At 44.5% G+C, this 26670-nt stretch carries 27 protein-coding genes and 2 pseudogenes; 6 read left to right on the forward strand and 23 right to left on the reverse strand.

Translation table 11 applies throughout. The features are described 5' to 3' along the window. Positions 1 to 12: 12 nt before the first annotated feature. The 3 genes from ACWXW9_RS04630 to ACWXW9_RS04640 form a co-directional block, all read right to left on the reverse strand. On the reverse strand, positions 13 to 384 hold the full coding sequence (locus ACWXW9_RS04630; protein WP_494928480.1) for a DMT family transporter: 372 nt from the start codon (positions 382 to 384) through the stop codon (positions 13 to 15). Continuing rightward, positions 384 to 935 carry a TetR/AcrR family transcriptional regulator gene (locus ACWXW9_RS04635; RefSeq protein ID WP_494928481.1) on the reverse strand — a complete coding sequence of 184 codons (552 nt, stop codon included), beginning with the start codon at positions 933 to 935 and terminating at the stop codon, positions 384 to 386. The genes ACWXW9_RS04630 and ACWXW9_RS04635 overlap by 1 nt, the downstream gene beginning before the upstream one ends. A gap of 241 nt (positions 936 to 1176) precedes the next feature. Next, the gene (locus ACWXW9_RS04640) at positions 1177 to 2133 is read right to left on the reverse strand and encodes an endo-1,4-beta-xylanase (protein WP_494928482.1); all 957 of its coding nucleotides are present in this window, start codon (positions 2131 to 2133) and stop codon (positions 1177 to 1179) included. Between the two features lie 355 nt (positions 2134 to 2488). Between ACWXW9_RS04640 and ACWXW9_RS04645 the strand changes: the two genes are divergently transcribed. Then, a complete protein-coding gene (locus tag ACWXW9_RS04645) occupies positions 2489 to 3934 on the forward strand; it encodes a DEAD/DEAH box helicase (protein WP_494928483.1) in 1446 nt (481 codons plus the stop codon). Positions 3935 to 4040: 106 nt separating this feature from the next. Here ACWXW9_RS04645 and ACWXW9_RS04650 read toward each other — a convergent pair whose 3' ends face one another. The 3 genes from ACWXW9_RS04650 to ACWXW9_RS04660 form a co-directional block, all read right to left on the reverse strand. Further along, positions 4041 to 5120 carry a PRK06851 family protein gene (locus tag ACWXW9_RS04650; protein ID WP_494928525.1) on the reverse strand — a complete coding sequence of 360 codons (1080 nt, stop codon included), beginning with the start codon at positions 5118 to 5120 and terminating at the stop codon, positions 4041 to 4043. Positions 5121 to 5299: 179 nt separating this feature from the next. Beyond that, entirely contained in the window at positions 5300 to 6238 is a 939-nt protein-coding gene (locus ACWXW9_RS04655) for an alpha/beta hydrolase (RefSeq protein ID WP_494928484.1), read from the reverse strand. Between the two features lie 22 nt (positions 6239 to 6260). Further along, positions 6261 to 7322 carry an LLM class flavin-dependent oxidoreductase gene (locus tag ACWXW9_RS04660; RefSeq protein WP_494928485.1) on the reverse strand — a complete coding sequence of 354 codons (1062 nt, stop codon included), beginning with the start codon at positions 7320 to 7322 and terminating at the stop codon, positions 6261 to 6263. A 322-nt stretch (positions 7323 to 7644) separates the two neighbouring features. On the opposite strand from ACWXW9_RS04660, the gene ACWXW9_RS04665 reads away from it, so the two are divergent. Next, positions 7645 to 8226 carry a TetR/AcrR family transcriptional regulator gene (locus ACWXW9_RS04665; protein WP_494928486.1) on the forward strand — a complete coding sequence of 194 codons (582 nt, stop codon included), beginning with the start codon at positions 7645 to 7647 and terminating at the stop codon, positions 8224 to 8226. 494 nt (positions 8227 to 8720) lie between these two features. Here the strand turns inward: ACWXW9_RS04665 and ACWXW9_RS04670 are convergent, their stop codons facing one another. From ACWXW9_RS04670 to ACWXW9_RS04690, 5 genes are all read right to left on the reverse strand, one after another. After that, a complete protein-coding gene (locus ACWXW9_RS04670; RefSeq protein WP_494928487.1) occupies positions 8721 to 9380 on the reverse strand; it encodes a PspA/IM30 family protein in 660 nt (219 codons plus the stop codon). A 1-nt stretch (position 9381) separates the two neighbouring features. Next, positions 9382 to 9804, reverse strand: a complete 423-nt coding sequence (locus ACWXW9_RS04675) for a hypothetical protein (protein ID WP_494928488.1) — start codon at positions 9802 to 9804, stop codon at positions 9382 to 9384. 128 nt (positions 9805 to 9932) lie between these two features. Beyond that, entirely contained in the window at positions 9933 to 11243 is a 1311-nt protein-coding gene (locus tag ACWXW9_RS04680; protein WP_494928489.1) for a sensor histidine kinase, read from the reverse strand. Then, on the reverse strand, positions 11233 to 11907 hold the full coding sequence (locus ACWXW9_RS04685; RefSeq protein WP_494928490.1) for a response regulator transcription factor: 675 nt from the start codon (positions 11905 to 11907) through the stop codon (positions 11233 to 11235). The genes ACWXW9_RS04680 and ACWXW9_RS04685 overlap by 11 nt, the downstream gene beginning before the upstream one ends. Before the next feature lie 199 nt (positions 11908 to 12106). Next, complete coding sequence (locus ACWXW9_RS04690) at positions 12107 to 13606, reverse strand: malate:quinone oxidoreductase (protein WP_494928491.1); 1500 nt, start codon at positions 13604 to 13606, stop codon at positions 12107 to 12109. Between the two features lie 507 nt (positions 13607 to 14113). Between ACWXW9_RS04690 and ACWXW9_RS04695 the strand changes: the two genes are divergently transcribed. Both ACWXW9_RS04695 and ACWXW9_RS04700 read left to right on the forward strand, forming a co-directional pair. Then, positions 14114 to 15001 carry a LysR family transcriptional regulator gene (locus ACWXW9_RS04695; protein WP_494928492.1) on the forward strand — a complete coding sequence of 296 codons (888 nt, stop codon included), beginning with the start codon at positions 14114 to 14116 and terminating at the stop codon, positions 14999 to 15001. A 91-nt stretch (positions 15002 to 15092) separates the two neighbouring features. Next, positions 15093 to 16034: an NAD(P)H-binding protein gene (locus ACWXW9_RS04700; protein ID WP_494928493.1), complete on the forward strand. Its 942-nt coding sequence runs from the start codon at positions 15093 to 15095 to the stop codon at positions 16032 to 16034. Between the two features lie 450 nt (positions 16035 to 16484). Here the strand turns inward: ACWXW9_RS04700 and ACWXW9_RS04705 are convergent, their stop codons facing one another. From ACWXW9_RS04705 to ACWXW9_RS04745, 9 genes and pseudogenes are all read right to left on the reverse strand, one after another. Beyond that, complete coding sequence (locus tag ACWXW9_RS04705; protein ID WP_494928494.1) at positions 16485 to 17246, reverse strand: AAC(3) family N-acetyltransferase; 762 nt, start codon at positions 17244 to 17246, stop codon at positions 16485 to 16487. A 230-nt stretch (positions 17247 to 17476) separates the two neighbouring features. Beyond that, positions 17477 to 18187: a class I SAM-dependent methyltransferase gene (locus ACWXW9_RS04710; protein WP_494928495.1), complete on the reverse strand. Its 711-nt coding sequence runs from the start codon at positions 18185 to 18187 to the stop codon at positions 17477 to 17479. A 375-nt stretch (positions 18188 to 18562) separates the two neighbouring features. Next, positions 18563 to 18871 carry a putative quinol monooxygenase gene (locus ACWXW9_RS04715; RefSeq protein WP_494928496.1) on the reverse strand — a complete coding sequence of 103 codons (309 nt, stop codon included), beginning with the start codon at positions 18869 to 18871 and terminating at the stop codon, positions 18563 to 18565. An 8-nt stretch (positions 18872 to 18879) separates the two neighbouring features. Then, complete coding sequence (locus tag ACWXW9_RS04720; protein ID WP_494928497.1) at positions 18880 to 19875, reverse strand: helix-turn-helix transcriptional regulator; 996 nt, start codon at positions 19873 to 19875, stop codon at positions 18880 to 18882. A gap of 74 nt (positions 19876 to 19949) precedes the next feature. Then, positions 19950 to 20447 carry a DinB family protein gene (locus ACWXW9_RS04725; RefSeq protein ID WP_494928498.1) on the reverse strand — a complete coding sequence of 166 codons (498 nt, stop codon included), beginning with the start codon at positions 20445 to 20447 and terminating at the stop codon, positions 19950 to 19952. 215 nt (positions 20448 to 20662) lie between these two features. Beyond that, a complete protein-coding gene (locus ACWXW9_RS04730; RefSeq protein ID WP_494928499.1) occupies positions 20663 to 21181 on the reverse strand; it encodes a hypothetical protein in 519 nt (172 codons plus the stop codon). 160 nt (positions 21182 to 21341) lie between these two features. Beyond that, positions 21342 to 21464: pseudogene (locus ACWXW9_RS04735) on the reverse strand (winged helix-turn-helix transcriptional regulator); the annotation flags it as partial. A gap of 454 nt (positions 21465 to 21918) precedes the next feature. Further along, positions 21919 to 21996: pseudogene (locus tag ACWXW9_RS04740) on the reverse strand (S-layer homology domain-containing protein); the annotation flags it as partial. A gap of 41 nt (positions 21997 to 22037) precedes the next feature. Further along, the gene (locus ACWXW9_RS04745) at positions 22038 to 22934 is read right to left on the reverse strand and encodes a LysR family transcriptional regulator (protein ID WP_494928500.1); all 897 of its coding nucleotides are present in this window, start codon (positions 22932 to 22934) and stop codon (positions 22038 to 22040) included. Positions 22935 to 23068: 134 nt separating this feature from the next. On the opposite strand from ACWXW9_RS04745, the gene ACWXW9_RS04750 reads away from it, so the two are divergent. Together ACWXW9_RS04750 and ACWXW9_RS04755 are read left to right on the forward strand one after the other, a co-directional pair. After that, positions 23069 to 24079 (forward strand): alpha/beta fold hydrolase, encoded by a 1011-nt coding sequence (locus ACWXW9_RS04750; protein WP_494928501.1) that lies wholly within the window; start codon positions 23069 to 23071, stop codon positions 24077 to 24079. A 22-nt stretch (positions 24080 to 24101) separates the two neighbouring features. Beyond that, positions 24102 to 25286 carry an MFS transporter gene (locus tag ACWXW9_RS04755; RefSeq protein ID WP_494928502.1) on the forward strand — a complete coding sequence of 395 codons (1185 nt, stop codon included), beginning with the start codon at positions 24102 to 24104 and terminating at the stop codon, positions 25284 to 25286. Here the strand turns inward: ACWXW9_RS04755 and ACWXW9_RS04760 are convergent. The 3 genes from ACWXW9_RS04760 to ACWXW9_RS04770 all read right to left on the reverse strand — a co-directional run. After that, a complete protein-coding gene (locus ACWXW9_RS04760) occupies positions 25227 to 25559 on the reverse strand; it encodes an NADPH-dependent FMN reductase (protein WP_494928503.1) in 333 nt (110 codons plus the stop codon). The genes ACWXW9_RS04755 and ACWXW9_RS04760 overlap by 60 nt on opposite strands. Before the next feature lie 87 nt (positions 25560 to 25646). Further along, entirely contained in the window at positions 25647 to 26108 is a 462-nt protein-coding gene (locus tag ACWXW9_RS04765; protein ID WP_494928504.1) for a DUF8821 family protein, read from the reverse strand. 93 nt (positions 26109 to 26201) lie between these two features. Further along, positions 26202 to 26670 (reverse strand): class I SAM-dependent methyltransferase (locus ACWXW9_RS04770; RefSeq protein ID WP_494928505.1); only part of this gene is annotated, 469 nt, incomplete at its 5' end.

Genomic DNA, 26670 nt, shown 5'->3' on the forward strand with positions numbered 1-26670 from the left:
TGCTATTTCATCTCATTTTTGAACGATTGAACTCGTTGCTTCTGTTGTACCTTTTGCCTCACCATGTCCTGCACCAAACATGTTCAGCACCACCACGCCAATAACAATTAAAGAAATGCCTACGATACTTCCTGCATTGATTTTTTCTTTCCAAATCAATACTGAAATCAGCGTTGTAGCAACAGCTCCTACACCTGACCAGATTGCATAAGTCATATTTAGAGGGAGCGTTTTGAGAACTAAAGAGAGAAAAAAGAAGGAAATAAAAAACGCGACAAATGTAAATAAAGTCGGGTACAGTCTGGTAAAGCCTTCTGAAGCTTTAAGCATTGAAGTTCCAATAAGCTCACCAACAATAGAGATTGCCAAGAAAAGATAAGCCATTATTCATTCTCCTTTATATATGTCTTCAGTTCTTTCATCATTTTTTGCCTCATTTCCTCATTGGGAGGAGCAAGCCCAAACATTTCGGCAAACCACAAACCGTCTACAGCTAATCGGACTATCGTGGAATGAACGGGATCCAATTCGTCGTTTTCAATTTTATTTTGGATATTCTCATACTCATCCTGAAGTAACTTTAGCATTTGAGGGTTCGTAAACTGTGCTGCTGAGAGAGCGGTATACAGGTCACTTGCATTCCGATCGCCAGAAAATGATGTATTCATATAAGCACGAGTCCATCTTCCTTGGGAATGCATATCGTTTTCTGCTCTCTCATTAAATTCGGTGACAAAGCTGGTCGATAGTTGTTCAACCATTCCCAGAATCAATTCATCTTTATTAGGAAAATGGTAAAGCAATCCTCCTTTACTTATTCCCGCTTTCTTAGCCACCGCTTCTAACGTTAATTTCTCTACTCCTTCTTCGTGCACAATCATCGAGGCCGCTTTAAGAATTAATTCTCTTTTTAATGCTTTTTTAGTTGTATTCATATTGATCACCCCCCTTTTATTATACCGTCCAGACGGTTTTATTTCAAGTGGGTTAAAGTGATGGATTGGGTATGTAAGCCTAATTGAGTTGGATTAGGTTTTGATACGTTACGTTTAAGCTAAATAAAAAGAAGCCTTGGGCGTATAACATTTCAGCCAAGACTTCGTCAAATAAACATCTACCCAGCCCAGACATTTGGCAAAACTCCCACATCCGGGGTTTTTAGCACCGCCATTGGCATTAGCTGCCCAGATATTGTCTCAGCCATTGGAGCGCAGGACGTTCCGAGCCGTTCGAGTTCAGCAGATGCGTATTCGATATCCAGGTTTGCCCCTGGATGTATCCCCAGAGCGTAACGCCCTTCACCGAAGAATGCTGCCATAATACCGGGAATTTCTCCTTGTATCTGGCAAGCTGGGTGTTGTCGTCGCCGGTCATATCCAGCTCCGACACATAGATTGGCAATCCTGTTGCCGATAGCTTGTTCAGTACAGTGTTCATCGTGTTAACTGAGACGGTGTCCATACTGAACTGGTGGCATTGAATGCCAATTCCGTCAATTAAGCCTCTACTCTTGAGCTGATTAATAATATTAACGTATTGGTCGGTTAATGAAGGATCGTTGATAATTCCATATTCATTTATAAGTAGCTTGGCATTTGGAAAAGCTTGTCTGGCCTGTTGGAACGACCATATTACCCAATCCCATCCGGTCGACCCGTCACCACCAATGGCATTGCGGAAGGACGGCTTCTGATGCAGTGGCTCATTCACCACATCTACAAACGCCGCATTCGGATAGCGCTGACCGGCAGCTTGAATCCACTGGGTCACTTCCGCCTTCTGATCAGCAGCCGACAATCCGCCAATCCATCCTGGCTCCTGGGCACCCCATACCAAGGTGTGAAACTTGAATGGGAAGCCATTATTACGGGCATAATTGTAAGCCGTATCCGCCTGCGACCAGTTCATATTGTTACGGCTGCCTTCAACCGAGCCCCACTTGGTTGAATTCTCCGGCGTCACCTGATTCCAGTACGTTCCGTAACTAGGAGGGACACTGCCGGCAATGACATTCCCGAGGAATTTGCTTCCCTTCGCCAGACCAGCATCAGCCTGATTCACCAGAACAGACGATAACAACACACCTGCCAACGCCAAACTGCTCACCAATTTGCCTACTTTAAGCCTCAACATAAAATCTCCTCCTCATAGGTATAGTTTTTAATACCTCTCCTCTTAAAATAAAACGCTTACATTTATAATTATAAGAATGAGTGATTATTTTCTGCTACCTGTGAAAATAAAGATTTAGCTCGAAAAACTTTACATCATTGCGGGACAGCCAAACATCTGCGATTCTTTGCTATACATCGTTTCGATTAAATCTAAGCGAAAAATTGCTTTTGCAGTCTGTACGGCAAGATTGGGGAATATTCGATATGTATTAGAGTGAATCTGGATATAGAGTATACTATATAAGTATAAGTTAGATACACGATGACATTCTATATGTATAGGTATTCCAAATACAGCGCAGAAGAGGTTGAAAATGAGTCAAAAGCATTTCACAGATTACCCATTAAGTGAAGAAATTGTGCGAGCGCTGAATAGCTTGGGTTATGAGATGCCCACCGAAATTCAGACGGAAGTCATTCCAGTTGCACTTGAGAAGAAGGATCTTGTCGCCAAATCGCAAACAGGTAGCGGCAAAACAGCGGCATATGGTATTCCACTTTGCGAGTTAGTAGATTGGAATGAGAATAAACCCCAAGCTTTAATCCTGACGCCAACCCGTGAACTCGCATTACAGGTCACCGAAGACATCACGAATATTGGACGCTTTAAGCGGATAAAAGCAATGCCCCTTTATGGGAAACATCCTTTTCATATACAAAAGGCCGAGTTAAAACAAAGAACACATATGGCTGTAGGTACGCCAGGACGTGTACTGGACCATATTGAACGAGGCACGCTATCGTTAGATCGGATTGCCTATCTCGTGATTGATGAGGCTGACGAAATGCTGAATATGGGCTTTATCGAGCAAGTTCAGTCGATCATTCAGGCTCTGCCTGATGACAGGGTTACGATGTTATTCTCCGCTACTTTTCCTGAAGATGTAGCCAAACTGTCACACAAGTATATGAACGATCCTGTTGAAATTGAAATAAAAGCAGCCGGTATAACGACAGCTACAATTGATCACTCTTTGATTCAGGTGGCAGAGGCGGACAAGCTGGTATTACTTCAAAATCTGCTCATTGTTGAGAATCCTGAGAGCTGCATTATTTTCTGTCGTACGCAGGAGAATGTAGATACATTATTCAGAGCCTTGGCTGATCTCGAGTATCCGTGTGATCGTATTCATGGGGGGATGGAGCAGGAGGAGCGTTTCGAGGTGATGAATGCGTTCAGAAGAGGACAATTTCGTTACTTGATTGCGACTGATGTAGCTGCTAGAGGTATTGATATCACGAATATCACCCATGTCATAAACTATGATATTCCCCTTGAGAAGGAAAGCTATGTTCATCGTACAGGACGTACGGGACGTGCAGGGAAGACGGGGAAAGCCATTACCCTGGTTACGCCTAAGGATGACCGACGATTAGCCGATATTGAAGCATACATTGGATTCTCAATTCCGAAAGTAAAGGCACCCTCAGAAGAGGCTGTAGATCGCCGTAGAGAAGATTTTGAGCAGAGGCTGCATGTCAGAACTGTACTTAAAAAAGACAAGCGTGAGCAATTAAACCAACAGATTATGAAGCTTAACTTCAATGGCGGCAAGAAGAAGAAATTTAGAGCCGTAGACTTTGTGGGAACCATCGCTAAGCTTGACGGGGTAACCGCAGACGATATCGGGATCATTACGATTTTTGATCATGTAACCGATGTTGAGATTCTGAATGGTAAGGGCCCACTTGTGCTGGAGATTATGAAGAATACGACCGTAAAAGGTAAACTGTTAAAGGTACGCAAGGGGAATAAGTAGAGATTACACGGTAAAAAAGAGGGGCTAGAAGAAAGGCGCTATAGACGTACCTTTCCTCTAGCCCTTTTATTTATGGAGGTCAGTTGTTCCTGCTCATGACTGCCAGCTATCCCCCAATTTCCTGTTCTATCCGGGATATTATCTGATCTACAAGGTGGACATCCATCGTCGCCGCATAGATTTCCTTTAGCTCATCCCGTAAGGACTTAGCTTGTGTCAGATGCTGTATGGATTGCTTCATGGCTTTAGAGTATCGCTCTTTAATGTCGGCAATAGCATCCGAATGCGCTTCATCTGTGCCGGGCTGTATACATCGCGAATACATATCGACGATTTCATCGGTGGCGTGGACGGGCTCGTACTCATGCGGTGCCGTGCTGTCGAAAATAGCAAACCCAAGCTCTCGCACGATAATCATATCGAGACTGTTCGGATCGAAGCCACAATGGTAGATTTCGATATCAAAGCCACGTTGTATTCCTTCATCCGCTAATTTCTTTAACAGAGTAGATTTACCGGATCCGGCGCGGCCTTTAACCAGATACCTCTTTAAGCCCGCAGTCAGATTAGGGACGTAATCAACAGCCCCCTTCGGCGTAGTCGCACCTAGAAAACGACGGTCTACCCGACTTACTCTCTCCAGTTTCCGATCACCATAGAGAAGTTCAATATACTCCTGGGTCAGTTCATCAGCTAATTGGAAATTCATGCTGGCTATATATATGGTTTCCCATTCGTCGTGAATACGGAGTGCTTCGGCAAAGCCAGAATAGGCTTGGTTATGTGCTTGCGTGATCTGTTCGGTCAAGCTGTCTATTTCTTGCTTCTGCAGATTCAACTGAAGCCTATCGGCTGCCTGCTCTACATCCACGTGTACGATGACTGTCTCAGGCAGTTCGGGCTCAATGACATGTGGTGCCGTTCCATCCACGATTCCTGCTTTTAACTTGGGTATAATTACTCCGTCCAACGAATCGTTATCCGCTGCGCAATGGAGAATCCATATCTCATAGCCTTGCTGTGCCATATGCTCTCCAATTTCTCGAATAAGCCTTGATTTCCCCGTACCAGGGCCTCCTTTTAAGACAAACAAACGTGTTAATCCTTGAAGTGACGAATTATACAGGTTGGCAAATCCTTCAGCCGTATTGCCGCTGGCATAGAAATTAAGGATCGTTCCGTCCATAATCACACACCTTTCTGGGCTAATGTCATGCTTCATTGTATTAATTTTCTACGGAAAAGGTGCCTTTCATTCCCTACCATCTTTGATAACTGAGGAATTTGCAAAATCCTGAACTGTGTATTACAAAGGAGCTATCTCCCAAGTCGTTTCAGACCTTTGGAGACAGCCCCCTGGATTATTTAAGGATTAAGCGCTCTTGCAACGGCGTCCACATAACTTTGGCTGGCGCGCTGGCTTACTTCCGCTTGCGGAACCATCCCTTCAAAGCTGTGGAATGTGCCGGGATACAGATGAAATTCGACGTCTACATCCGCTTGAGCAAGACGTGCCACATATTCGATCGTCTCATCTCGGAACAGATCGAGCTGGCCTACGCACGTATAGGTCGGCGGCAGCCCCGCCAAGCTTTCCGCTCTCGACGGCACCGCATATGGGGACATCTCGCTGTCTTCGGTACGATCACCCAAGTACATGTTCCAGGCCGCCAAATTGTTCGTCCGGTTCCATGTTGCGTTATCGGCCGTAATTTCACGGCTTGACGCCGTAATATTGCGGTCGTCGATCATCGGATACAGCGGCATTTGGAAGACGAGGGCTGGCCCGCCTTTGTCGCGAACCATTAAAGCAAGCGCTGCGGTCAGACCGCCGCCCCCGCTTGCACCAGCAATCGCGATCCGATCCAAGTCGATGCCCAGCAGCTCAGCTTCGCCCGTCATCCACGTCAAGCCGGCATAACAGTCATCGATGGCAGCTGGGTAGGGGTGCTCCGGAGCAAGTCGATAATCGACCGATACGACGACACATTTAGCCGCCTGCACGAAGCGTTCGCACAAAGCGTCGTCCATATCAGGATGCCCCATCACATAGCCTCCCCCGTGAATCCACAGCATGGCCGGAAGCTTAGCGTCAGTGCGCTGGACAGGTTCGTAGATTTTGACCAATATTTCGCCTGCTACGCTTGGAATCATCCGGCTTGTCGTATGTACGTGCTCCGATTTCTCAATGGGAGGACTCGACAAATAGCTTCTGCTCAATGCTAAATTTTCTTCCAGTTGAAAACCAGGAAATTGTGCTAATATAGTCCTTAATTCTGGTAATACCCGACTTTCAAAATCCATTCGAATCACTCCTATATTTGAATTATGATCTTTTTCCCGTCTCAGCTTCCCACTTGGTTATTTCCTCCCGGACTCGGGGTGCTACCTCTGTTCCTAGCAGCTCAATGGCTCTCATCACCTCGGCATGCGGCATCGTGCTTAACGGAACATACAGCATGAAGCGTGTAACGCCTACATTTTTGCGAAGGTGGATGATCTTCTGGGCAACAGTCTCCGGATCGCCGACATACAGTGCACCTTCAAAGCTGCGCGCGGCATCGTAGCTAGAACGATCGTAATGCGCCCAGCCCCGCTCCTTGCCTAATCTATTCATACCTGCCATCGTAGAAGGGAAATATGTATCTGCAGCTCGTTCAGTATTCTCTCCGACAAATCCTATCGAGTGCGACCCAACCTTAAGCTGCGATTCATCATGACCAGCGTGTGCTGCTGCTTTCTTATAAAGCTGCACGAGCGGTGCAAAATTCGTCGGGTTTCCACCAATGATCGCCAGCATCAATGGCAGTCCTAACAGACCTGCTCGGATAGCAGAATCCTGTCTGCCCCCACTGCCAACCCATATCGGTAAAGGATTCTGAACCGGCCTTGGATACACGCCCAAATTGTTAATCGCTGGCCGATGCCCGCCCTTCCAGGTTACTTTTTCGGACTCCCGTATCTTAAGGAGCAATTCCAAATGTTGTTCAAACAGCTCATCGTAGTCGTCCAAGTCATAGCCAAACAGTGGAAAAGATTCAATAAAGGAGCCCCGGCCCGCCATAATCTCCGCACGTCCATTTGAAATGCCGTCCAGCGTAGCAAAATCCTGAAAAACGCGCACCGGATCAGCTGAAGAAAGCACCGTCACTGCACTGGTCAGCCGAATCCGTTTCGTCTGCGATGCAGCCGCAGACAGCACAACTGCTGGTGAAGATGCCGAATAATCCTTCCGATGATGCTCACCTACGCCAAACACATCAAGTCCCACTTGATCAGCAAGGACAATTTCCTCGACAACTTCGCGCAATCGCTGTGCGTGACTCATCACTTCACCTGTCTGAACGTCCGGTTTCGTTTCTACAAACGAAGTAATACCTATCTCCATGGTCAATCTCTCCTATTCTAATAGCTTTCTTTGTATGCCAATTAAATAGCGGTAAAATATCATACCGATCAGTAAGATATAATTCCCAGTAAATATAACTCATCAAAAAGAATACTGTCAATAACTATAGTACAATAACTTTGATTCATCTTAATATTGATCTCCCCTTGTCGAGATAAACCAAACTGCATTTGACAATATAAACGGCTAATTATAAGATAATAACATACTAATTGGTACGCAAATAAAGACCGCTGACAATTGCACATGATCAGAGTCATTGAATTAAGAATAAAATCAAGAGTAACGAGAGGTATTGATTATGGGACGAACCCGCGAATTTGACGAAGAAAAAGTATTAGATGCAGCTATGCAACTATTTTGGGAGAAGGGATATGAGGCTACCTCATTAAGTGATTTAACTTCCAGAATGGAAATTCAACGCCCCAGTATATACTCAGCTTTTGGGGGCAAAAAAGAATTGTTCGAAGTCGCGCTACGCAAATACATGATGACCCGTGCTTCTCTGGTTCGAACCAGACTTCAAATCAACCCATCTGTAAAAGAGGCATTTCGCACTTTTTTTGAAGGTGTGGTCGATGAGGAATATACAGGAGACCCTAGAAAAGGATGCTTTTGCATCAATACAATGGTCGAACTTGCGCCTCATGATGAGAAATTTGAAATTCTTACAAGGGAACATCAAATGTACCTATCGGTCATATTTCAAGAAACCATTGAACGAGGAATACAATCAGGTGAGCTTGAGATCGGGCTAGATGCGAAGGCTGTATCACAGGCGCTAATCGTATCGTTAATTGGACTGACCGTAATGATGAAGTCTCGTCCAGAGCGATCATTTATTGATAACACGATAGCGGTGACACTTACACTGCTTAAGTAATTCGGAATGAGTTCAATTTTAACTGCTACTACCTATGATACGATTCCCCTGTAAAATTTAAGGCAATTCAACACCTGCCGATTCTTCACTTTACCATCGCAGATAGTACACATATTAATAGCAGGTTACTGTATTAAAACATATCATTTGACCTTAAAAATCACATCAGTATATAGGGACGGGAGCACTCTGGCGGGTACTTGATCGACATTACAATAAGGCTGTTAGGGCCGCTGGCAGTAAGCGTACGACAACCGATGGAATACACGGGGAATGTCTTTTACACGATGCTCGAAAGCAAAGGAGTACGCAGACTCATAGCTCATGTTGAAATAAAATAGCCCCGCAGATGACATGACCATCTTGCGGAGGCATGAATGGTTTGCAAATTAGATTACGGTTTGACGTCGGCAAACATTTCCAAGACCGAGATTGATATGTTTGCGCCGAAACATTTGCTTGGACACCAAGAGCCAAGTCAATACAGTCTATTCTTATGCTTGTTGTTTTAGTTCGTCCAAGGCTTTTTCGATATCAACCGTAAGACTTGGATCCAAATATTGAGGAGCGGAACGCTTGGCTGGTGAAGAGAAATGAGCCATCGCCTCCACCTCTGCTTCCATCATCAATACTTTTTCTTCCACACGAGCAAACCCTTTTGTTACATTATCCGTTTGAAAAGAAACTGCGCTCTGGTTCATCTCCTTAAGGGAACTGGCGACATTTGCCCGAGAAATCAACAGAAGTCGGCGATGATTGAATTCTTCAGATTGTACGAGAAGTTGGTCGATTCTTTCTTCCAATGTCTTGGTTTGCTCCTGAATCGTTGCATACTGCGCACGGTAGGCAGCCAGTTTTTTCTCTTGCAGTAGCTTTTCCTGCAACGCCAGCTTCGCAATATGATCCTCACCTTGCTCCACGGCAAGCTTAGCCTGGCGTTCTCTTTTTTCAATGGTTGCTTCGGTCTCGGCAATAAGAGCAACTTGTCTTTTTTCAATAAACAATTGATTTGCCAAAGCCCTCTGTCCTTTCGCAAGCTCTTGTCCGAACTCACGAATGTATTGATTGACCATGTTGAGGGGTTGTTCACACTTATCCAAAAGCCCATTCGTCTCAGCTAAAAATACATCTTTTACCCGTCTTAAGATACCCATGTTAATTCGACTCCTTTGTATTGATTTGATTGTTTTCCCATTGATCTAAGAAATCGGAAGTGGAAGGGATCACAGGAGTTGTTGCATTCGCTGCAGTATTTCTGCTGGATCTCTTTCTTCTCTTGATGGTCCAGTATAGCAATCCGGCAGCGAGAATGGTTCCGCCTACGGCCATTCCGGCATCCCATTCATGGTGGTGTTGACCCCCTTCGCTCATCTCTCTTTCATGATGGTCCTTGGGTCCAACCGAAACTTTTTCACCGCTTCCCGAAATGTACTGTTCGGCATTTTGTTTCGCCTGATCGAATGCCTGCTTATAGTTGGACCTGTCCATCCCTGCAACCCAGTTCACTCCGGCTCCGACAATGGCGATTATCACGGCGATGAGAAGTACTTTCTTGATCCAAGGTTTACCGGATCTCATGCTCCATCCATCCTTTCGTTACGTTTATCTTCTTGACATATCTCACTATAGCCTCGAAAAGTAAAAGTACGGTAAATGGACAAAAAAATACCCTTTTCTCTACTTGTACAGAGAAAGGGCACAACATTCTATACATGGGGGAACTTCACAATAAAGGTACTTCCTTCACCAAGAAAACTCTCGACTTCGATCGATCCCTGATGTGCTTCCACAATCCACTTCGCAATCGATAAACCAAGCCCTGCACTTCCTTCCTCACGCGAACGATGTTCCTCCGCCCGATAAAACCGGTCGAAAATCCGTTGCTTTTCTTCCTCCAGAATCCCGATGCCTGTATCCCGAATGGATAGACACCATTGTTTGGGATTGCTGCCTATGGCAACGTCGACTATCCCGTTCTCTGGCGTGTACTTGATGGCATTGTCCAAGAGAATATACACCAGTTGCTTGATGCGCTCGATATCTCCTGTAACCGCCATCTCCCCAGGCAGTTGGGTCTTGATTGTGATCTGTTTCTTGTGTGCGACGGCTTCAAAAGCCAGCACCCATTGGCGGACCTTCGGTACCAAGTCAAAAGAAACCATCTCAAATTCGACCGAGCCTGAGTCGGAACGGGCCAACATCAGCAAGTGCTGAACCATTCGGCTCATCCGCCCTACTTCTTCTTTCATATCCGACACTACTTCCCTGGTGTAGGAAGAGAAGTCTTCCCCGTTCTCCAGCTCGATGACATCCAAAGACGTATTCATAATACTAAGGGGCGTTCGAAGCTCGTGTGACGCATCGGCTAAAAATTGCTGCTGCTGCCTATACGCCCGTTGTATCGGAATCATTGCTTTCTTGGACATGGAATAGCTTAACCATACGGCAGCGATAAAAAAGAGAATGAGAATAAAGAGAAACACAACGAGAAGATTTTGAAACACCTCAAAGTAAAAGGTCACATCTTTCGCCGCATAGATGGCGGCCGTTCTCCCGTCATCCGTCATAGACGGACGCGCCCCTACAAAAAGCAGCCTTTCCCTTTCCCTGGATTTTTTGGCGTCACGGTGGTTATCGTGCTCCGGCAGCCATACCAATCGAAACTCATCCCGATGTGGATGCCACATTTCAATCTTCTCCAGATTGACGTTATCGTTTTGCGGAAAGGCTTCACTACCCGCTACCACGTTACCATCGGTATCCACTATATAAAAAAAATACAAATCCTCATCACGGGAGTTGGACAGATCAGGAATCACCACGCTTCCATTCTCCGTCGCATACAAAGTTGACAGGAGAGTTTGGCTTTGCTCCCGATACACCATCCCTACAAAGAACACGGAAACAATCATAGAAAACAACACCAAGAAGAGGATGATCAGCCAGGTATAGGTGAAAGTTAATTTTTTTTGCGTTTGAACAAACAAGTCTATCTTTTTCACACGTTTATTTTTCAAAGCGGTAGCCTACCCCCCTGACGCTGTGGATCATCGGTTCCCCTTTCGCAGTCTCCAATTTGTACCGAAGCATTTTAACTGTGACATCCACATTCTTATAGGATACCTCACTGCCGATCCCCCATACACGATCCAGAATGACTTCCCTCGTCAGAACATTGCCGATGTTTTGAAGAAATAAATCGAGCAGTTGATACTCCCGTTGACTGAGGAGGATCTCCTCCCCATTTTTGGACAATTGATGAGACGTCCGATTTAACGTAAATTCCCCGAACGTCACAACATCCGTTTGAATGGGTGCGAAATTTCGCCGTGTGAGCGAGCGGAGGCGAGCGAGTAATTCGTCCATCTCAAAGGGCTTCGTCAGATAGTCATCAGCTCCGGCATCCAATCCGAGTATTTTGTCCTGTAATGCATCTTTCGCAGTTAACAGGAGGATGGCCTGGCCATAGTTCGCAGCTCGTAAGCTCTTACAAACTTCAATTCCATCCGTAAGGGGCATCATCCAATCCAAAATCAGTACGTCATAGGATGAGCCTCCGGCATAATCCAATGCATCCTCACCGGTTTCTACCCAATCGACATGGTAACCGCCTTTCTTCTCCAGCATGTACTTCACCAATTTCCCCAGTTTTTTATCATCTTCAGCAAGAAGAATGTTCACCTAGTTTCACCGCCGAACGTAGAATAATAAGTTTAGGATACCAAAGGAAAGGTAAAAGTACGGTAAAAAGGATATATCAATAATGTCTGCAATGCTTTTAGTTGTTTTCGCTCAGGCCTCCCCGAGAGTCAATCCATCAACGAACTGCTTCTAAAGAAAGGAATACAAGCCCGAGATATCTTTGTTTCTACATCCAAAATTAACGATGAAGCGGTTCTTTTTCGCCCAAACCAAGCGCCTGTGTTGTGGAAGCATGAATTTCCTGGAAAAGCTCCGGGTTTTCTGCTAGTGACACACCATAAGAAGGAATCATTTCTTTTATCTTCGGTTCCCACTCTTTCATATGTTGTGGGAAACATCTTTCTAATACTTCCAGCATAACGTTAACAGCAGTAGAAGCACCCGGAGAAGCACCGAGCAATGCAGCTACCGAGCCATCAGCGGCACTAACCACTTCCGTACCAAATTGAAGGGTTCCTTTACCGACCTCCGTATCTTTGATCACCTGCACACGTTGGCCCGCTATCACGATCTCCCAGTCCTCGATTTTGGCGTTCGGAATAAACTCGCGTAATTCTTCCAGACGCTTTTCATTCGATAACATCACTTGCTGGATCAGGTATTTGGTCAATGCCATCTCTTTTGCGCCTGCCGCCAACATCGTGAAGAGGTTATTGGGTTTGACAGAACAGATCAAATCCAAATTTGAACCCGTTTTCAAAAACTTTGGTGAGAAGCCGGCAAACGGTCCAAACAACAGTGCTTTTTTGCTGCCGATGTATCTTGTATCCAGATGCGGAACAGACATGGGAGGAGCACCAAGCTTAGCTTTACCGTATACTTTTGCATGATGCTGCTCGACAACTTTAGGATTGTTACACACCATAAACAGTCCACTTACCGGGAATCCTCCAATATATTTGGACTCAGGAATACCGGTTCTTTGTAGTAAAGGCAGACTTCCGCCACCACCACCGATAAAGATAAATTTGGCAGTATGGTATTCGATTTTACCGCTTTCAAGATTATGCACTTTGACTTCCCACGAACCGTCGCTCGTACGTTTAATATTCTTAATACTATGCTTGTATTTGATCTCGACGTTTTTACTTTGTAAATGATCAAACAACATGCGTGTTAAAGCACCAAAGTTGACATCTGTTCCGGAGTCGATTTTGGTTGCCGCGATCGGTTCACTCGATGTACGGCCTTCCATGATCAGCGGAATCCATTCCTTCAGCTTTTCAGGGTCATCAGAAAATTCCATTCCTTGGAACAGAGGAACGTTTGATAGCGCTTTAAATCGCTTATTCAAAAAAGATACGTCTTGTTCCCCTATTACCAAACTCATATGAGGTATTGGCTTGATAAAGTCCTGCGGATTACGAATCAAATTGCTGTTTACAAGAAAAGACCAAAATTGTCTTGAGAGCTGAAACTGCTCATTAATGTTTACAGCTTTACTAATATCTATAGATCCGTCAGCTTTTTCGGATGTATAGTTCAACTCACACAGTGCAGCATGACCCGTACCCGCATTATTCCATTCGTTAGAGCTTTCTTCTCCTGCGTTTGCGAGTTTCTCAAACACTTTAATTTCCCATTCCGGTGCTAACTCTTTCAGCAATGATCCCAGAGTCGCACTCATGACTCCGGCACCAATTAAGATAACGTCTGTTTTTCTCTGTATGCTACTCATAAAAACCTTCCTTATCTCTTATTTTGCAAAAAAGAGCAGGCCCTCCTGCTTAGGTGATACAAGAAGCAAGGCTCCACTCAGGAACATACCTTTTCTATCTCTATTATAACTAAAATATAGTCTATTAAAAATTATATCGACTATTATCTGATAATTATAAACCATTTGAATATGGAAAAAAAAGTGATAAGTTGTCCACAGGGCTCCAAGAATATAAAACCGAGCCTTAATCTGAATGGAACATCCTTACTGATTCCGCTTTTGCAGGTCTGCTTGGTGTGTCTAAGAACCTGTAAGCGTGATATACTAATGATGGATTATAATGTGTTCCATCTACGATTTTCCCTATGAAATTATTCCTCATGATAGTGATAATTTTGGCGACTATCTTGTACTAATTACCTCCAAATTATGAACCGCCGGTTTGCCATTAACATTAGGGTATACTGGCTTGAATTTATGGCGGGAACGTAAGGTATAATAAATTTCATACAATTGGAGGTACACATGAATCTAAAAAGGGTAAAATATTTTATAGATCTCGTTGAATGTAGAAACTTTACAGAAACAGCAAAGAAAAATTTTGTATCGCAGACTACAATTAGCCAACAAATTGCCGCACTTGAGAATGAGTTCAACATTCAGTTAATTGACAGAAAACAAATTCCGATTGAGCCCACAAAAGCGGGATGGCTGTTTTATGCAGAGGCCGTCGTGCTCTGGAAGCAATATAATCATATGAAAACAAGCATGGAAAATTTCCAGAAAAATAATACCCAACTATTGAGCATCGAATATGCTGCGATCACAGATATCCAAAGCTTGTTAAAACTCATTCCTTCATTTAAAGAAAATCATCCAAAGATTAAACTTGAATTAAATAAAGTATTGCTAAAGGATATCGCTGAGTATCTGCAAAAAGGAATATATGACGTGGCCGTGGCCTTTGACTCAGAGTTTCAAGGGAAAGAAGAAATCCTAACCCATACATTATATAGCGGACGATACTGCGCGGCTGTAAGTAAACAACATCCTCTCTTCTGTTTTGAATCCATCTCAAAGGATCAATTATATGAGCATCCGCTTGTTATGCTGAATCCAATGGTTATTGGAGACTCCTATTATTTAATGATTCAACATACCATGGAAGATGGTTACCAGCCAAGCATCCTTCGAACCGCAGATGATGTCGAAACAGAGCTGTTTTATATCATTACGGAGAATTTAATTGGCTTTTTTCCAGATAACTATGATCTTGCTGACCTGAAAGAAGAGGTCCGACTCATTCCTATACATGATTCAAACCATACTTTTAAAATCGAAATCGGCTACTTAAAAAATAATTCAAATCCGGCATTATACTCATTCCTACGGCAAATACAAAATTCGTTTTAGCAATAGTCCATAAGTTTTTTGTGTTATACATTGTTATTTTTTTCACATAATATATAAGTATAGATCATTTCAGCAAGGAGTGACGACAAACATGGGTAAGTTATTATTAACGGGTGTGGATGGCAATCTGGGCAGACAAGCGGCTGAATATTTATTGAAAATAGTGGAAAAAGACCAAATTATTTTTTGCGCATATGATCCAGCATCTTTACAAGAGTATGCAGAACAAGGCATTGAAACGCATGTGACCAATTTCAATAAAATAGACGGTCTTGCAAAAGCTTTTGCTAATGCAGATAAGCTTGCTTTAATCTCCATGCCTTTTGTAGGGATAAAACGCCAAAATGCACACAAAAACGTGGTCGATGCGGCGAAAGAAGCTGGAGTAAAACAAATCATCTATACTTCATTGGTTAACGCGGCTGATGAATCCAATCCAAGTGTTGAAAAACTGGACCATGTGTATACGGAGGATTATATCAAAAGTGTCGGGTTAGATTATATTTTCCTGCGTAATTCGCAATATGCGGAAGCCATGGTTACCAATTACTTCACCTTTGTGAAGTCGGACGGCGTGTTGAAAAATAACCAGGGTGACGGCAAGATGGCCTATATCTCACGGAAAGATTGTGCAAAAGCTGTCGCTTATGCATTAGCAGCAAGCAATTATCATGAGGCGATATTAAATATAAATGGTCCTGAATTAATAACAATGTCCGACTTTATCGAGATTGGAAATGAAGTAACGGGTCATCATGTAACCTACAAGCATATCACGGATGAAGAAAATTACGGCGTATTTGATGCCATGGGAGTTCCCAGAACAACGGATGGCAAATTTGCAGAAGATTCCGAAGCCCCCTTCTCTTCTGAAGGTATGGTTACCTTTGGACAAGCAATTCGCTTAGGGAAAATGGATATATTTACGGACGACTTCAAGAAGCTGACGGGCCAAGATCCCGTAACGGTGAAATATATGTTTGAACATGCGAATGAGTACCAAGTGGGGGAACGACACTCCAAAGATAATTAATCCAAGTCATGACAATGTTTGCGGAGAGATCGGAAGCCGATTGATGACCGAAGAGTGGGGCCGCACGGCTCCCTGCATACGATCAACAAAGCAAAACTCTGGGTACCTGCACCAAGGAACCCAGAGTTTTTTGTAATCTAATTGGTCAGCCTTTATCCAATCTTGGATTAATGCCGGGAGCACCTTTAGTTCCCCACAGTCCAGCTATCATACAAACCAACCAATTCTAACTGAAAGAAGCTCTATATATCTTGTTTTACTCTATAAGGTAAACTATCATCTGCACTGTAGAACTTAGCATCCCACTGAGGAAGTCAGTACTTTAATCAAAAACACACCTTATATCGCAATATTTCGCTCTACTATCACTTATGATACGGTTCACCACGTTGTCTGTAACGGCAAGTTTTTAGGGCCATCCGTTACCGGACGGCCCTTTCATAATCCATATTAATGATCCAAGGGAAGATTATCCGAGAACAAATCCGGATTGTCCTTGAGCATTTCCGTGATGACTTCCGCCACCATAGCCGCATCACAAACCCTTACAACCGCATCGCCAAGCTCTCCCTTATACATCGCACCTTTACGTTCAAGGACCTCATCTACTTTCCAAAAATGCTCCGACCACGACAACCCGCAATGTCTGCGGGAAGGTACAGGGATTTCCGTTCCATCAGGTAGAACCGTGTAAAGCATCTCATGCTCATCCGTTAACCTGCCCTGGATGTCCACCCATTCTTCAACTCCATGGATAAATGTGTTGCGTTTTAAATCGACCCCAACCAACAAGATGGTCGCCTTTCGATCGAGCAGCTTCCCCCAGGCGGAGCCTCTTGCGCATGGTGTATCATAACGATGATCGTCGTTGGTGAAAGCTATGGAATCCCGACCTAATGCTGCCACCGAATGGGTGGGGTGTAACGAACGCACCACGCCAGGCCGTTTGCGAAAAAGTTCAGGTAGGATACCAACGCAGCAAGCTGACTGATCCACGTAAAATCTCGGATTATCCGCATTGATGTAGGACCACGTATGGGTAGGTAACACCAGCAGCCCATCCTTCATATACTCTGTAAACGCATCCAAGACTGTGTCCGCACCACCCTCGACCAGCCCCATACTTTTCATCGAAGAATGGACCAACAACGTCCCTTTGCTGTCAATGCCCAGCTGCTCTAACTGCTTCATTAAGCTCTCTATCGTGTGCATGTTTTTCTCCCTCCCAGAATATTATACCAAAAATTTTCCATTATTTATAATATGGTTCACCGCGCTGTCTGAAACAGCAACGAAAAGACTGCATGTCCAGAATCATAGCCATCTTCCCAATAGGGTACTCCTTTTTCTCATAAAAAAAGGAAGGCGTGGGGTACACCTTCCCTTAACTCGTATAACTCAAAACACAGGACCCACAGCTCAATTCTCGGCCACCTATGGATTTAGCCTCCTGAATTCATCCGTTTTCTTAGCACCAAATGATACCTGGAATGGAAAATTCCTGTTAATATATTTTCATTACGAATCATCACAATCTCTTCAATAGTAAAGTTGCTGCCAATCAGGTCCAAAATTTTTGAGTAATTGTAATACATTTGCACAGTTCCTTGTTCGTGCCCTGTACCGCAAATTTCTTCGCCAGTGAATTCCCTCGAATGGTTCGAATCATCTCCAGAGATTAAATCACAATAAAATAACCCCTCTTTTTCTAACACCCTTGCAGTCTCTCGTATACCCTCTTTAGCAATTTCGAAGTTCATGCTATCGAATACACCGTTACTGCCCGCAAATTGAAAAAAACCATCGTTCCAAGGCATCTCGGTAATACTGCCTGCTACAATTTTACTTTCTATATGATCAATGCCAGCGCTTGAAGCCCATTCACGAGCTTTCATTACCGCTTCATCCGACAAGTCAATCCCGTAGGAATCCAAACCCATCTGCTTGCTGAAAATAATATGTCTGCCTATACCACAACCTACATCTAGGAATCTTGGTTGTGCTTGGTGAGTGTGGATGGTCTTGTAATCTTGGAGTCCCACTCGTTTTGTAATATATTTCGCAAAAAAACGTATCACTTCTTCATGGGGATAAAAAACGTGATTTTCCCCGTTTTTATAAGAATTTTGCCATTCTTGTTTCTTGTTATCCACTTTAAATCTCCTCCGCCCCGATATGTAAGGTATTACTTGAATCACAAAATGCTCGGTGAGCTTTGAGTTCCTATCCAAACAACTATCTAAATAGATTATCGGAAAAAAGAGCGATATTCATAATACTGATAATTACTACTAACTCTTTCCACGTTCAAGTTGTTCTATATGGGAACTGGCTGCTACGCCAACAGCAGCCTCCATCAAATGAGCTATGAGTACCATTGCCAAAATGGCGTGAACCTACGCTGTCTGTACCCGTCACCAGCCTTCACATCCGTAAACGTCGTCGCTTCGTTGGTCTAAAAGAGAGTCAAGACAAATTTACGGACTGTTAGGATGGCCTTGTTTCTTTAGTGAGCATGAGATTTCACGTTATACGCCCAATCCCTTGCCGCCTACGGGACGTAGTCGTATCGGCTCTACGCCCGCGATTAGAGGATTTGCACGCCGAATGACTGCCACCACTTGCTCATTCTTGAGAGAGTCGGCATGAACTTGGGCATCGCGCCACAGCTCCGTGACCCAAACCGTGTCAGGATCGTCCACAGATTCATTGATAATATAGAGCTCGCAGCCCTCCATATCGTTCAGGCTCCGGGAAGCCTCCAGCAATAATGATATGAGTTCCTCTCGCTTCCCGGGGTGAGCCGTCAACTTACCATACATAGTGAACTTGTCCATCTCTTTTTTCATCCTTTCTTATTAGCCGTTTTAAATGGCATCGCTTCGTAGTGCTTCCACATTTCCAGGCTTACCTCCGCCATTCTTTCGATCAGCATGAGGGGCTCAAGTATTTCAAAAGACTTCCCATATGGGAGAAGAAAGTAAGGCACGTACGTCTTCAAAGACGGTTCCCCGATCTTAAAGAGAGCTTCGTCGGGTCTCCTGCGCTCGCTTAACGCATGCCCGAATAGCCAATGTCTGCATAGCTCGTTAAGCGCGTGTTCATGCCCCTTTAGCCTTACCGTGACCAAAGTCTCGGCATCGAGCGAATCCGGGAGCAAAGAGCGCAAAAGGAAATCCCTTGCGGAGAAGGAGGATGGACGTTCGAAGCGTGTCCCCGTTGCTTCCAAATGGACTATTCGATCCACGCGAAAGCTCCGGATCTCTTGCCGCAAACAGCAAAATCCGACAACGTACCAAATCCCTTTCCAATGCACGATGCCGTAGGGATTGAGGACTCGGTTGGTACGGGCCAGCTCCGGTCCTTTGGCATAGACCATGTCCAGCGACTCTCCCCGCGCTGCGGCCTCCTCTAGATGTTTGAGCAGCTCAAGCTCGCGCGCGTCCGTGGGAGGGTGGATGACGGCGAGCCCGTCGCTGTGTCTGTTGATCCATTCAAGTTGCTCTTCATTGGTGTATCGCTTCAGCTTATCTACTGCTCGGACGAGCGCATCTGTGAAGGGATAACCTGCTTCCCGGGCGAAGACCGACGCATGCACTAGCGCCTTCTGCTCTTCGGAATCGAAGAGCAGCGGGGAACTGACGAACTCGCCGAGCAGCCGGTAACCGCCGTTCGGACCGGAATCGGCTATAATCGGGGCACCGCTTGCGCACAGTGAATCGATGCATCTGTAAACGGTGCGGACATGAATCTCCAAATCATCCGCAAGCTGTTGCGCCGTCACCCGCTTCCCTGAACGAAGCAACCATAGAATGGATAGCATATTATCCGCTTTGGACATGCCGCACTTCACTCCCTGAGCCAGTTTCTCGTTTTAAACTTTTACTCCTTCAATACTTTCATTGTAAAGATTTTTTAGGCTAAAGGTGTTACCCCTTTTTCGATCCAGGTCTCGTAAGTAGGGCCATAGATATTCGGCAATTGAAGGCCAGCCTGACGCATGAGAACGGTCATCTGTCCGCGATGATGCGATTGGTGCATGATCGAATAACGAAGAGAGCTTCCAATCAGCCAAGCTTCCTTGTTTATTACGACCGATTCGAACAAAGTTCCATCATTCCACTGCGTACGAACCGCATGCAGCAGATCGTTGCTGATCCGCCGATACTCCGATGCTATTAATACGGCAGAAGCCGGTGCCTCTTCTCCTCCAGAGAGAGCATCGAATACGAGCCCCAGGTTCGTCATATAATGCAATGAATGTACCAAATGCCACGCGATTTGTCCAAGCGTACGCCGACCTTCGATAACCTCCTGTCCCAAAGAAGCATCCGTGAGCAAATCCAGCACACTAGCGGTTAGTTCTGCCTCGCCAGTCCACTCTAACGCAAAATCTTCAATCCTAGTAAACATTTTTCATCCCTCTATTTCATTATTGGCTTTAAGCAATACCAGCATACAAAAAAAACACTGACAGTTACGGTCAGTGTTTTCAATTTAGGCGTTAACAAACTCGAAAATGGTCAATGGTCAACTTTAATTTCACGAGAAGCTGGAGACGCCCCCTTGATCCGCGCAGAATATGCGTCCGCACCTATCGCGAATAGCCCCCTTTGACAGATATACGATTATTCGTTATCCGGCGCGGCCGGGGTCATCAAGCCTTGAACGGCGCCGAAGAACGGACGAATGGACTTGATCATGCCGTAGCCCATCTTCACGACCGGAACAAATTTCTGGATCATGCCGAACAGCCGCAGGCCGCCACCGAGCGCACCGCCGAGCGCACCTGCGCCCGCACTGGCGCCGCCCAGGCCGCCGAGCAACGAGCCCATCATCGGCAGGAATGCCGACACCTTGGCGTCCGGTTTGCGGGAGCGCGAACGGACGGACGGTTTGCGCGCGCCGCTTCTCCGGTTGCCGAGACGGACGCCCGGGGCTGGCGAACCGGCTCTGCGTTTGGGAGATCGGGAGCCTTGCTTCCCGGAAGAAGCGCGTGGGGGGGCTCCAGGGCTGGCAAGTACCAACCCACCGCAATTAACGTCGGTGATGTAGCCGACGTAAGTCTCTCCGCTGTGCAGGGTGACGCAGACCGGACGGCCCTGAAGCTTCTTAGCCCGTGCGCGCATCTCTTTCGACTGTGCCATGGAAGTTCACCTCGCTCACTGATTATAATTCAGTTTACGCCAGGGGCGGGCGGGCTGCTTGTGCGAATGGGGCATGTGCACGCCCAAAATTGCTTGATGGGCTCGCCGTCACCGGGGCATTAGTCTGCTCCAAACGTTGGAAGCAAAACTAACCGTACCGTTAGTTCGACTGGTTATTGTGTTCTTTTCCCCATTCATGCAACACTTCAAAGATCGAACTCAGTGTCATTCCATATTCCATGATCTTATAACAGACTTTAGGCGGTATTTCTGGATATACTGTCCGTTCAACGAGACGTCAGTAACCAATTTCTTCAACGCTTCTGACAGCACCTTATCCAGCCGTGCAATGCAGTATTCTCCCTATCTTCATGTTTTTTAGACAACTAGGTAGAACATATTTAAGTGCTTTTTCATTGTGGGTATACACCCACTTCATTTACCATACATGTACAGACTAACTTTAAACTAGTCTGTAATTATTTTCACTCTTTTGAGTGCATTTTTAAAGACGTTAACTCGATGTTCATTATCCCCTGTAAGAAGTTCAACGCCACTTCAAATGAGTGCCTAAACGAGTACAAAACCCGTAATATTTAAGGGACCTTTAAAAAGCCCCTCCAGATTCAGATTTTTGGATAGTTGATAGGTTTTTTTCCTCTGCCAAGTACATTTTTACAATTTCCAACTTGAATTCCTGAGTATATACAGTAAGGGGCTTATTCCTAACTGTCTACTCAGTTCACCGCGATAGTCGCATTAGCGTTCGGTTTGAATAAACTGTCCGGCGTACCCTTTACGACCCCCATGTCGGATAAAGTATCATTCTAATTGCACACCTGTGCGCGAAATCTCTTTAGGTGTTATTTTTCAAAAATGTTTCTCTGGTCAAGCTCAAAAAGGCTTCGATTGCAGGCGAGATCCACTTCTCTTCATGCCAAAACATTTGCGTTGCAAACGATGTGGCGGTCAGATCCCAAGGCAACGGAACCAGTTCTCCCCGATTCACTTCTCCGATTACGGCCATTTCAGGCAGTATGGCAATGCCCATTCCTATTTTCGCACATTGTTTAATAGCCTCAGCACTGTAAAACTCCAATTCGGTAATTCCCCCCATGCCCTTCTGTGACAGACTTCGATCAAAAAAAGTGCGATAGGAGCATCCCTTCTCCGTCAACAAAAAGGTCTCGCCATGAAAATCTTCAATGGCCAATGCAGGATGTGCTGCCAAAGGATGATCCGGTGATACCAATAGATAAAAGGGCTCATCCAGCATTTTTTCACCGCAAAATCCGGTCTCGCCCTTGTCCTCATCCAGCGTAAAAATAATGTCAGCGTCCCCTTCACGCAAGCTCTGTTTGAGGTTCGAATTAGGCAGCGGTCGGAACATTAACCGAACCCCTGGATAGCTCAAACGAAACTGGCGCAATACAGCCGGCAGCCGGTACGTACACAACGTTTCATCGGCACTTATGATTACCGTACCCGTCAATTCGCCGGATTGCTTGACGGCATGCTGTGCTTCTTCAACCACACTCAATATGTTATCTGCATAGCGCAGGAACGTTCTCCCTGCATCGGTCAAAGTCACATTTTTACCCAATCTGTCCACCAGCTTGACACCCAATTCTTCCTCTAAGGCCTTCATTTGCATCGTAACCGTGGAAGGGACATAGTTCTGCACTTCGGCAGCTCGGGTAAAGTTGAGTGTGGAAGCAAGCGTATAAAAGGTTTTTAATTGGCGCAATTCCATGGAGTTCCGCTCCTTAATTCAAAAAAAATGAACGTTCTCTTTATAAACGTTTCTTTGACTTAACAATAGCAGCATCGTAGAGTGATGACAAGGAAGGTAGTTCATACTTTTAGCTATGAAAAGGAGTTTTTTATATGAGGGATTATGAAATTTATGAATTAGGAGATGTTCTGCTGCAATCCGGTGACACTCTGCCAAATGCCATTCTCGCCTACAAAACATACGGCATGCTAAATGCAGCCAAAAATAATGTGATTGTCTATCCCACCTGGTTTGCCGGCTTGCATACTGATAACGAATGGTTAATCGGACCTGGCAAGGCACTGGATCCAGAAAAATATTTTATCATCGTCCCCAATATGTTGGGCAATGGACTCTCCTCCTCGCCAAGCAATACGCCACCACCTTATCATCAAGCAAATTTCCCGCTGATTTCGATTTATGATAATGTGCGACTGCAGCATCAACTGGTGAATCAAAAGTTTGGTATTGAAGAAATCGCCCTCGTTGTAGGTTGGTCACTAGGGGCTGTACAGACCTTTCAGTGGGGGGCAAGTTATCCTGATATGGTACAACGAATCGCTCCATTCGGCGGGACTGCCATGACCCGGCCACATGCAAAGGTTGTATTTGAAGGAATGATCGCTGCTCTTCAGGCTGATTCTGCTTGGAAAAATGGCTTCTACACGCAGAAACCCAAAACGGGATTGGCAGCCATGGGTCGAGTCTACGCAGCTTGGGGGTTCTCTCAGGCTTATTATCTAGAGCAGCTCTATCAGCAAGAGGGCTACCACACACTGGAGGAATATCTCGTCGATTACTGGGATCAAGTATTTTTGACCTTTGACGCTAATGACCTGATCACCATGTTACGTACCGGAATTACAGGTGACATTAGCGCTAATCCGACGTATAACGGCGATTTTGACCTTGCATTAAGCAGGATAACAGCACGGGCCTTGGTTATGCCGGGAAGTACAGACCTTTTCTTCCCTCCCCAGGATAACAAAGTTGAAGCATCACATATGCCAAATGCATTCTTCCTCCCGATTGAATCCAAGTGGGGGCATTGCGCAGGCATTGGACAGCATGAACCAGATTCCGTATTTATAGATAAAAGTCTAAAAAGTTTCTTGCTTGAATGAAACTGAGGAGGAGCGGATTAAATTGAAAAATAAATTGATTATATATGTCCTAGCACTTGCTGTTTTTCTAATCGGAACCATTGAATACATTATTACAGGAGTCATTGAAATGATCGCCATGGACTTGAGAGTATCTACTTCCGAAGCTGGTTTACTGGTGACTGTATTTGCTCTCGCAGCGGCCATTGTTGCTCCGATTCTGATTGCATTAACAATAAATATGGATCGCAAGAAGCTACTGATGGCTGCCCTCAGTGTGTTTATTACCAGCAACGGACTTATGCTTGTAAACCTTTCTTACGAAACATTACTATGGGTACGAATTATTCAAGGGGTTAGCGGAGGAATCGCTACCGTAGTAGCCATGGCAGTAGCGACACGACTCGTCGAAAAAGAAAGAAGGGGCAATGCCATCGGTATTATTTTGATGGGGCTCAGTAGTTCGTTAGTTCTGGGTGTTCCAGCTGGTACATTTTTTAGCGAGATGTTTGGATGGAGAGTTTTGTTTATTTTGATCGGTATAATAAGCGTTCTTCCATTGTTTATCATCTATAAAAAGGTTCCTGCAATCAGAGAAGAAGAAGCTGTTACCCTCAGGATGCAGCTCTCTATTTTAAAGGATTCAAAAATTGTAACTGCCTTGGCTATTACTTTATTTTATATTGGTGGTTACTCTACGCTCTTTACTTATATTACACCTTTCTTGCAAGCCGCATCCTCTCTTTCCATAACCGAAATTAGCGGTGTTTTATTCCTAGCGGGAATTTGCAGCTTTATCGGATCCAAAGTGGGTGGACAATTGGCAGATACAAAGGGATCGAAATTCACAATTTGTATTGGACTCCTGTTACAGGGAGTAATGCTCCTTTTATTCACTGTAGCTGGTGTCAATATCATTGTATTAATCTTGGTTTTAATGATCTTTATGTTAGCAACCTGGAGTATTTCCCCTGCTCAGCAGCTATTTTTGGTCACTCTGGTACCTCGAAATCCAGACATTGCCCTGAGCGTAAATACTTCCTTCATCCAATTTGGTTTTGCGCTAGGATCTGGATTAGGCGGCCTTGTCATCAGCCGTACCTCTGTTCTGAATTTAAATTGGGTAGGTCTGGCTGCTGTAAGCGTTGCATTACTTCTTGCCATCTTGCTATTCAAAAAAATGAGCAGTGGGATTGGAACGTCTACTGTTACTAAAGAAAAATATTAAATAGCTCCCTCTTTCTACAATCCCAGCATTCAAATCCGAGGCATTTTTTAACACACCGGGCACGCCATTCCCATATTCAGATGTACATAAAAGTACATCATTTGCCTCCCTAAGCTGTGTCCGTAGTTCTCTTACCGAAGCAGGTCCTTCATCGAAATCGAGATCAGGGTTGAAATGCGGAAGATCGCCCAATCCTTTCCTTGGAAAAAATTCGTCCCTGCTTATAATACGGATCTCCGTGCTGTTTGTAACGGCAAGATTTAGGACCATCATTTTGCGGGATAGCCCTTTCTTTGATCTCGCATCTTTTTTACAAATAGAAAAAGTGGATGGATTTCTCCAATTGCACTTTTGCTTACTTTAATATTCTCCTTTAATTACAAAAAACGAACCCCGAATTGTTCCAGCTAGTTTTGACTTCTGCCTAGCAAACTTAAACTTCCCTTCTAGCTCCTTTGGTACCTCCATCCCCTCAGAAAGCTTAAAACCAACGGCCCGCTTCTTAGTATCATCAACCGTATACATGACGTTGACCTCAAGACCATCCTCATAAAAGACATAAGCAAATTTAATATTTTCAACTTGAAAACGTGACGTTTCTAAAGGTTTGGCCGCAAACTCAATATCACGCTCTTTCAAAACTAGGTTCACATAATCAAGGGTCTCCTGACTTTCACTAGCTGGCACAACCGTAAATTCATGCTTGTATTTGTTCATAAAGTAACGGGCTTCATTAGCACGCAAACCAGCAAGCGCTTCTACTACAGGTGAAGACTCTAAACCAACCGTAGACACATTATTAAAATCAACGATATAGGGCATTTCCATCTCTCCTTTTAACTCATTATTTCCAAAAAAACTTGCCGCTACTCAATAGTCTCAAATCTACTAACGGGATCATTTCTGCATAAAAGTTTATTTTTTAGAATCAAGAATAAACATAGATGCATCATGTCCCATGAATATTTTACTTCCGTTAAAAAAAGTTTTGGACTGAATATCTCTGTATCCTATTTTAGTCATAATGTCAGTCAGCTCTTCTTGACTAAATCCGTTATGAACTATATCTGAAACTACTTTTTCATTTTTATTAAAATCTACGATTAATAAATGTCCTCCTTCATTTAGAACATCAAATAATCTGGATAAAACGAATTCAACATCATGAATATGGAGCAGAACCTGAGCCATAAAAATATAGTCAGCATGCAAATCCGATAGACCTTCCTTTTCAAAATCAAAGCATATTGTATCTGCATTATGAATATTAAAATCAGTAATTTTTTGCTTTATTTGATTAATCATGTTTTGTGAAGTATCCAGAAAAAGCATAGAATTAAAATCGTTTAACAAGTTCATTCCGACGAGACCCGTTCCACACCCG

It is taken from the genome of Paenibacillus sp. LT-B23 (genome assembly GCF_059417685.1).

What these genes read in the sequence shown, in the direction of transcription:
- ACWXW9_RS04630 (WP_494928480.1), bottom strand. Translation starts at nt 384, where the DNA reads ATGGCTTATCTTTTCTTGGCAATCTCTATTGTTGGTGAGCTTATTGGA.
- ACWXW9_RS04635 (WP_494928481.1), bottom strand. Translation starts at nt 935, where the DNA reads ATGAATACAACTAAAAAAGCATTAAAAAGAGAATTAATTCTTAAAGCG.
- ACWXW9_RS04640 (WP_494928482.1), bottom strand. Translation starts at nt 2,133, where the DNA reads ATGTTGAGGCTTAAAGTAGGCAAATTGGTGAGCAGTTTGGCGTTGGCA.
- ACWXW9_RS04645 (WP_494928483.1), top strand. Translation starts at nt 2,489, where the DNA reads ATGAGTCAAAAGCATTTCACAGATTACCCATTAAGTGAAGAAATTGTG.
- ACWXW9_RS04650 (WP_494928525.1), bottom strand. Translation starts at nt 5,120, where the DNA reads ATGGACGGAACGATCCTTAATTTCTATGCCAGCGGCAATACGGCTGAA.
- ACWXW9_RS04655 (WP_494928484.1), bottom strand. Translation starts at nt 6,238, where the DNA reads ATGGATTTTGAAAGTCGGGTATTACCAGAATTAAGGACTATATTAGCA.
- ACWXW9_RS04660 (WP_494928485.1), bottom strand. Translation starts at nt 7,322, where the DNA reads ATGGAGATAGGTATTACTTCGTTTGTAGAAACGAAACCGGACGTTCAG.
- ACWXW9_RS04665 (WP_494928486.1), top strand. Translation starts at nt 7,645, where the DNA reads ATGGGACGAACCCGCGAATTTGACGAAGAAAAAGTATTAGATGCAGCT.
- ACWXW9_RS04670 (WP_494928487.1), bottom strand. Translation starts at nt 9,380, where the DNA reads ATGGGTATCTTAAGACGGGTAAAAGATGTATTTTTAGCTGAGACGAAT.
- ACWXW9_RS04675 (WP_494928488.1), bottom strand. Translation starts at nt 9,804, where the DNA reads ATGAGATCCGGTAAACCTTGGATCAAGAAAGTACTTCTCATCGCCGTG.
- ACWXW9_RS04690 (WP_494928491.1), bottom strand. Translation starts at nt 13,606, where the DNA reads ATGAGTAGCATACAGAGAAAAACAGACGTTATCTTAATTGGTGCCGGA.
- ACWXW9_RS04695 (WP_494928492.1), top strand. Translation starts at nt 14,114, where the DNA reads ATGAATCTAAAAAGGGTAAAATATTTTATAGATCTCGTTGAATGTAGA.
- ACWXW9_RS04700 (WP_494928493.1), top strand. Translation starts at nt 15,093, where the DNA reads ATGGGTAAGTTATTATTAACGGGTGTGGATGGCAATCTGGGCAGACAA.
- ACWXW9_RS04705 (WP_494928494.1), bottom strand. Translation starts at nt 17,246, where the DNA reads ATGCACACGATAGAGAGCTTAATGAAGCAGTTAGAGCAGCTGGGCATT.
- ACWXW9_RS04715 (WP_494928496.1), bottom strand. Translation starts at nt 18,871, where the DNA reads ATGGACAAGTTCACTATGTATGGTAAGTTGACGGCTCACCCCGGGAAG.
- ACWXW9_RS04720 (WP_494928497.1), bottom strand. Translation starts at nt 19,875, where the DNA reads ATGTCCAAAGCGGATAATATGCTATCCATTCTATGGTTGCTTCGTTCA.
- ACWXW9_RS04725 (WP_494928498.1), bottom strand. Translation starts at nt 20,447, where the DNA reads ATGTTTACTAGGATTGAAGATTTTGCGTTAGAGTGGACTGGCGAGGCA.
- ACWXW9_RS04730 (WP_494928499.1), bottom strand. Translation starts at nt 21,181, where the DNA reads ATGGCACAGTCGAAAGAGATGCGCGCACGGGCTAAGAAGCTTCAGGGC.
- ACWXW9_RS04745 (WP_494928500.1), bottom strand. Translation starts at nt 22,934, where the DNA reads ATGGAATTGCGCCAATTAAAAACCTTTTATACGCTTGCTTCCACACTC.
- ACWXW9_RS04750 (WP_494928501.1), top strand. Translation starts at nt 23,069, where the DNA reads ATGAGGGATTATGAAATTTATGAATTAGGAGATGTTCTGCTGCAATCC.
- ACWXW9_RS04760 (WP_494928503.1), bottom strand. Translation starts at nt 25,559, where the DNA reads ATGATGGTCCTAAATCTTGCCGTTACAAACAGCACGGAGATCCGTATT.
- ACWXW9_RS04765 (WP_494928504.1), bottom strand. Translation starts at nt 26,108, where the DNA reads ATGCCCTATATCGTTGATTTTAATAATGTGTCTACGGTTGGTTTAGAG.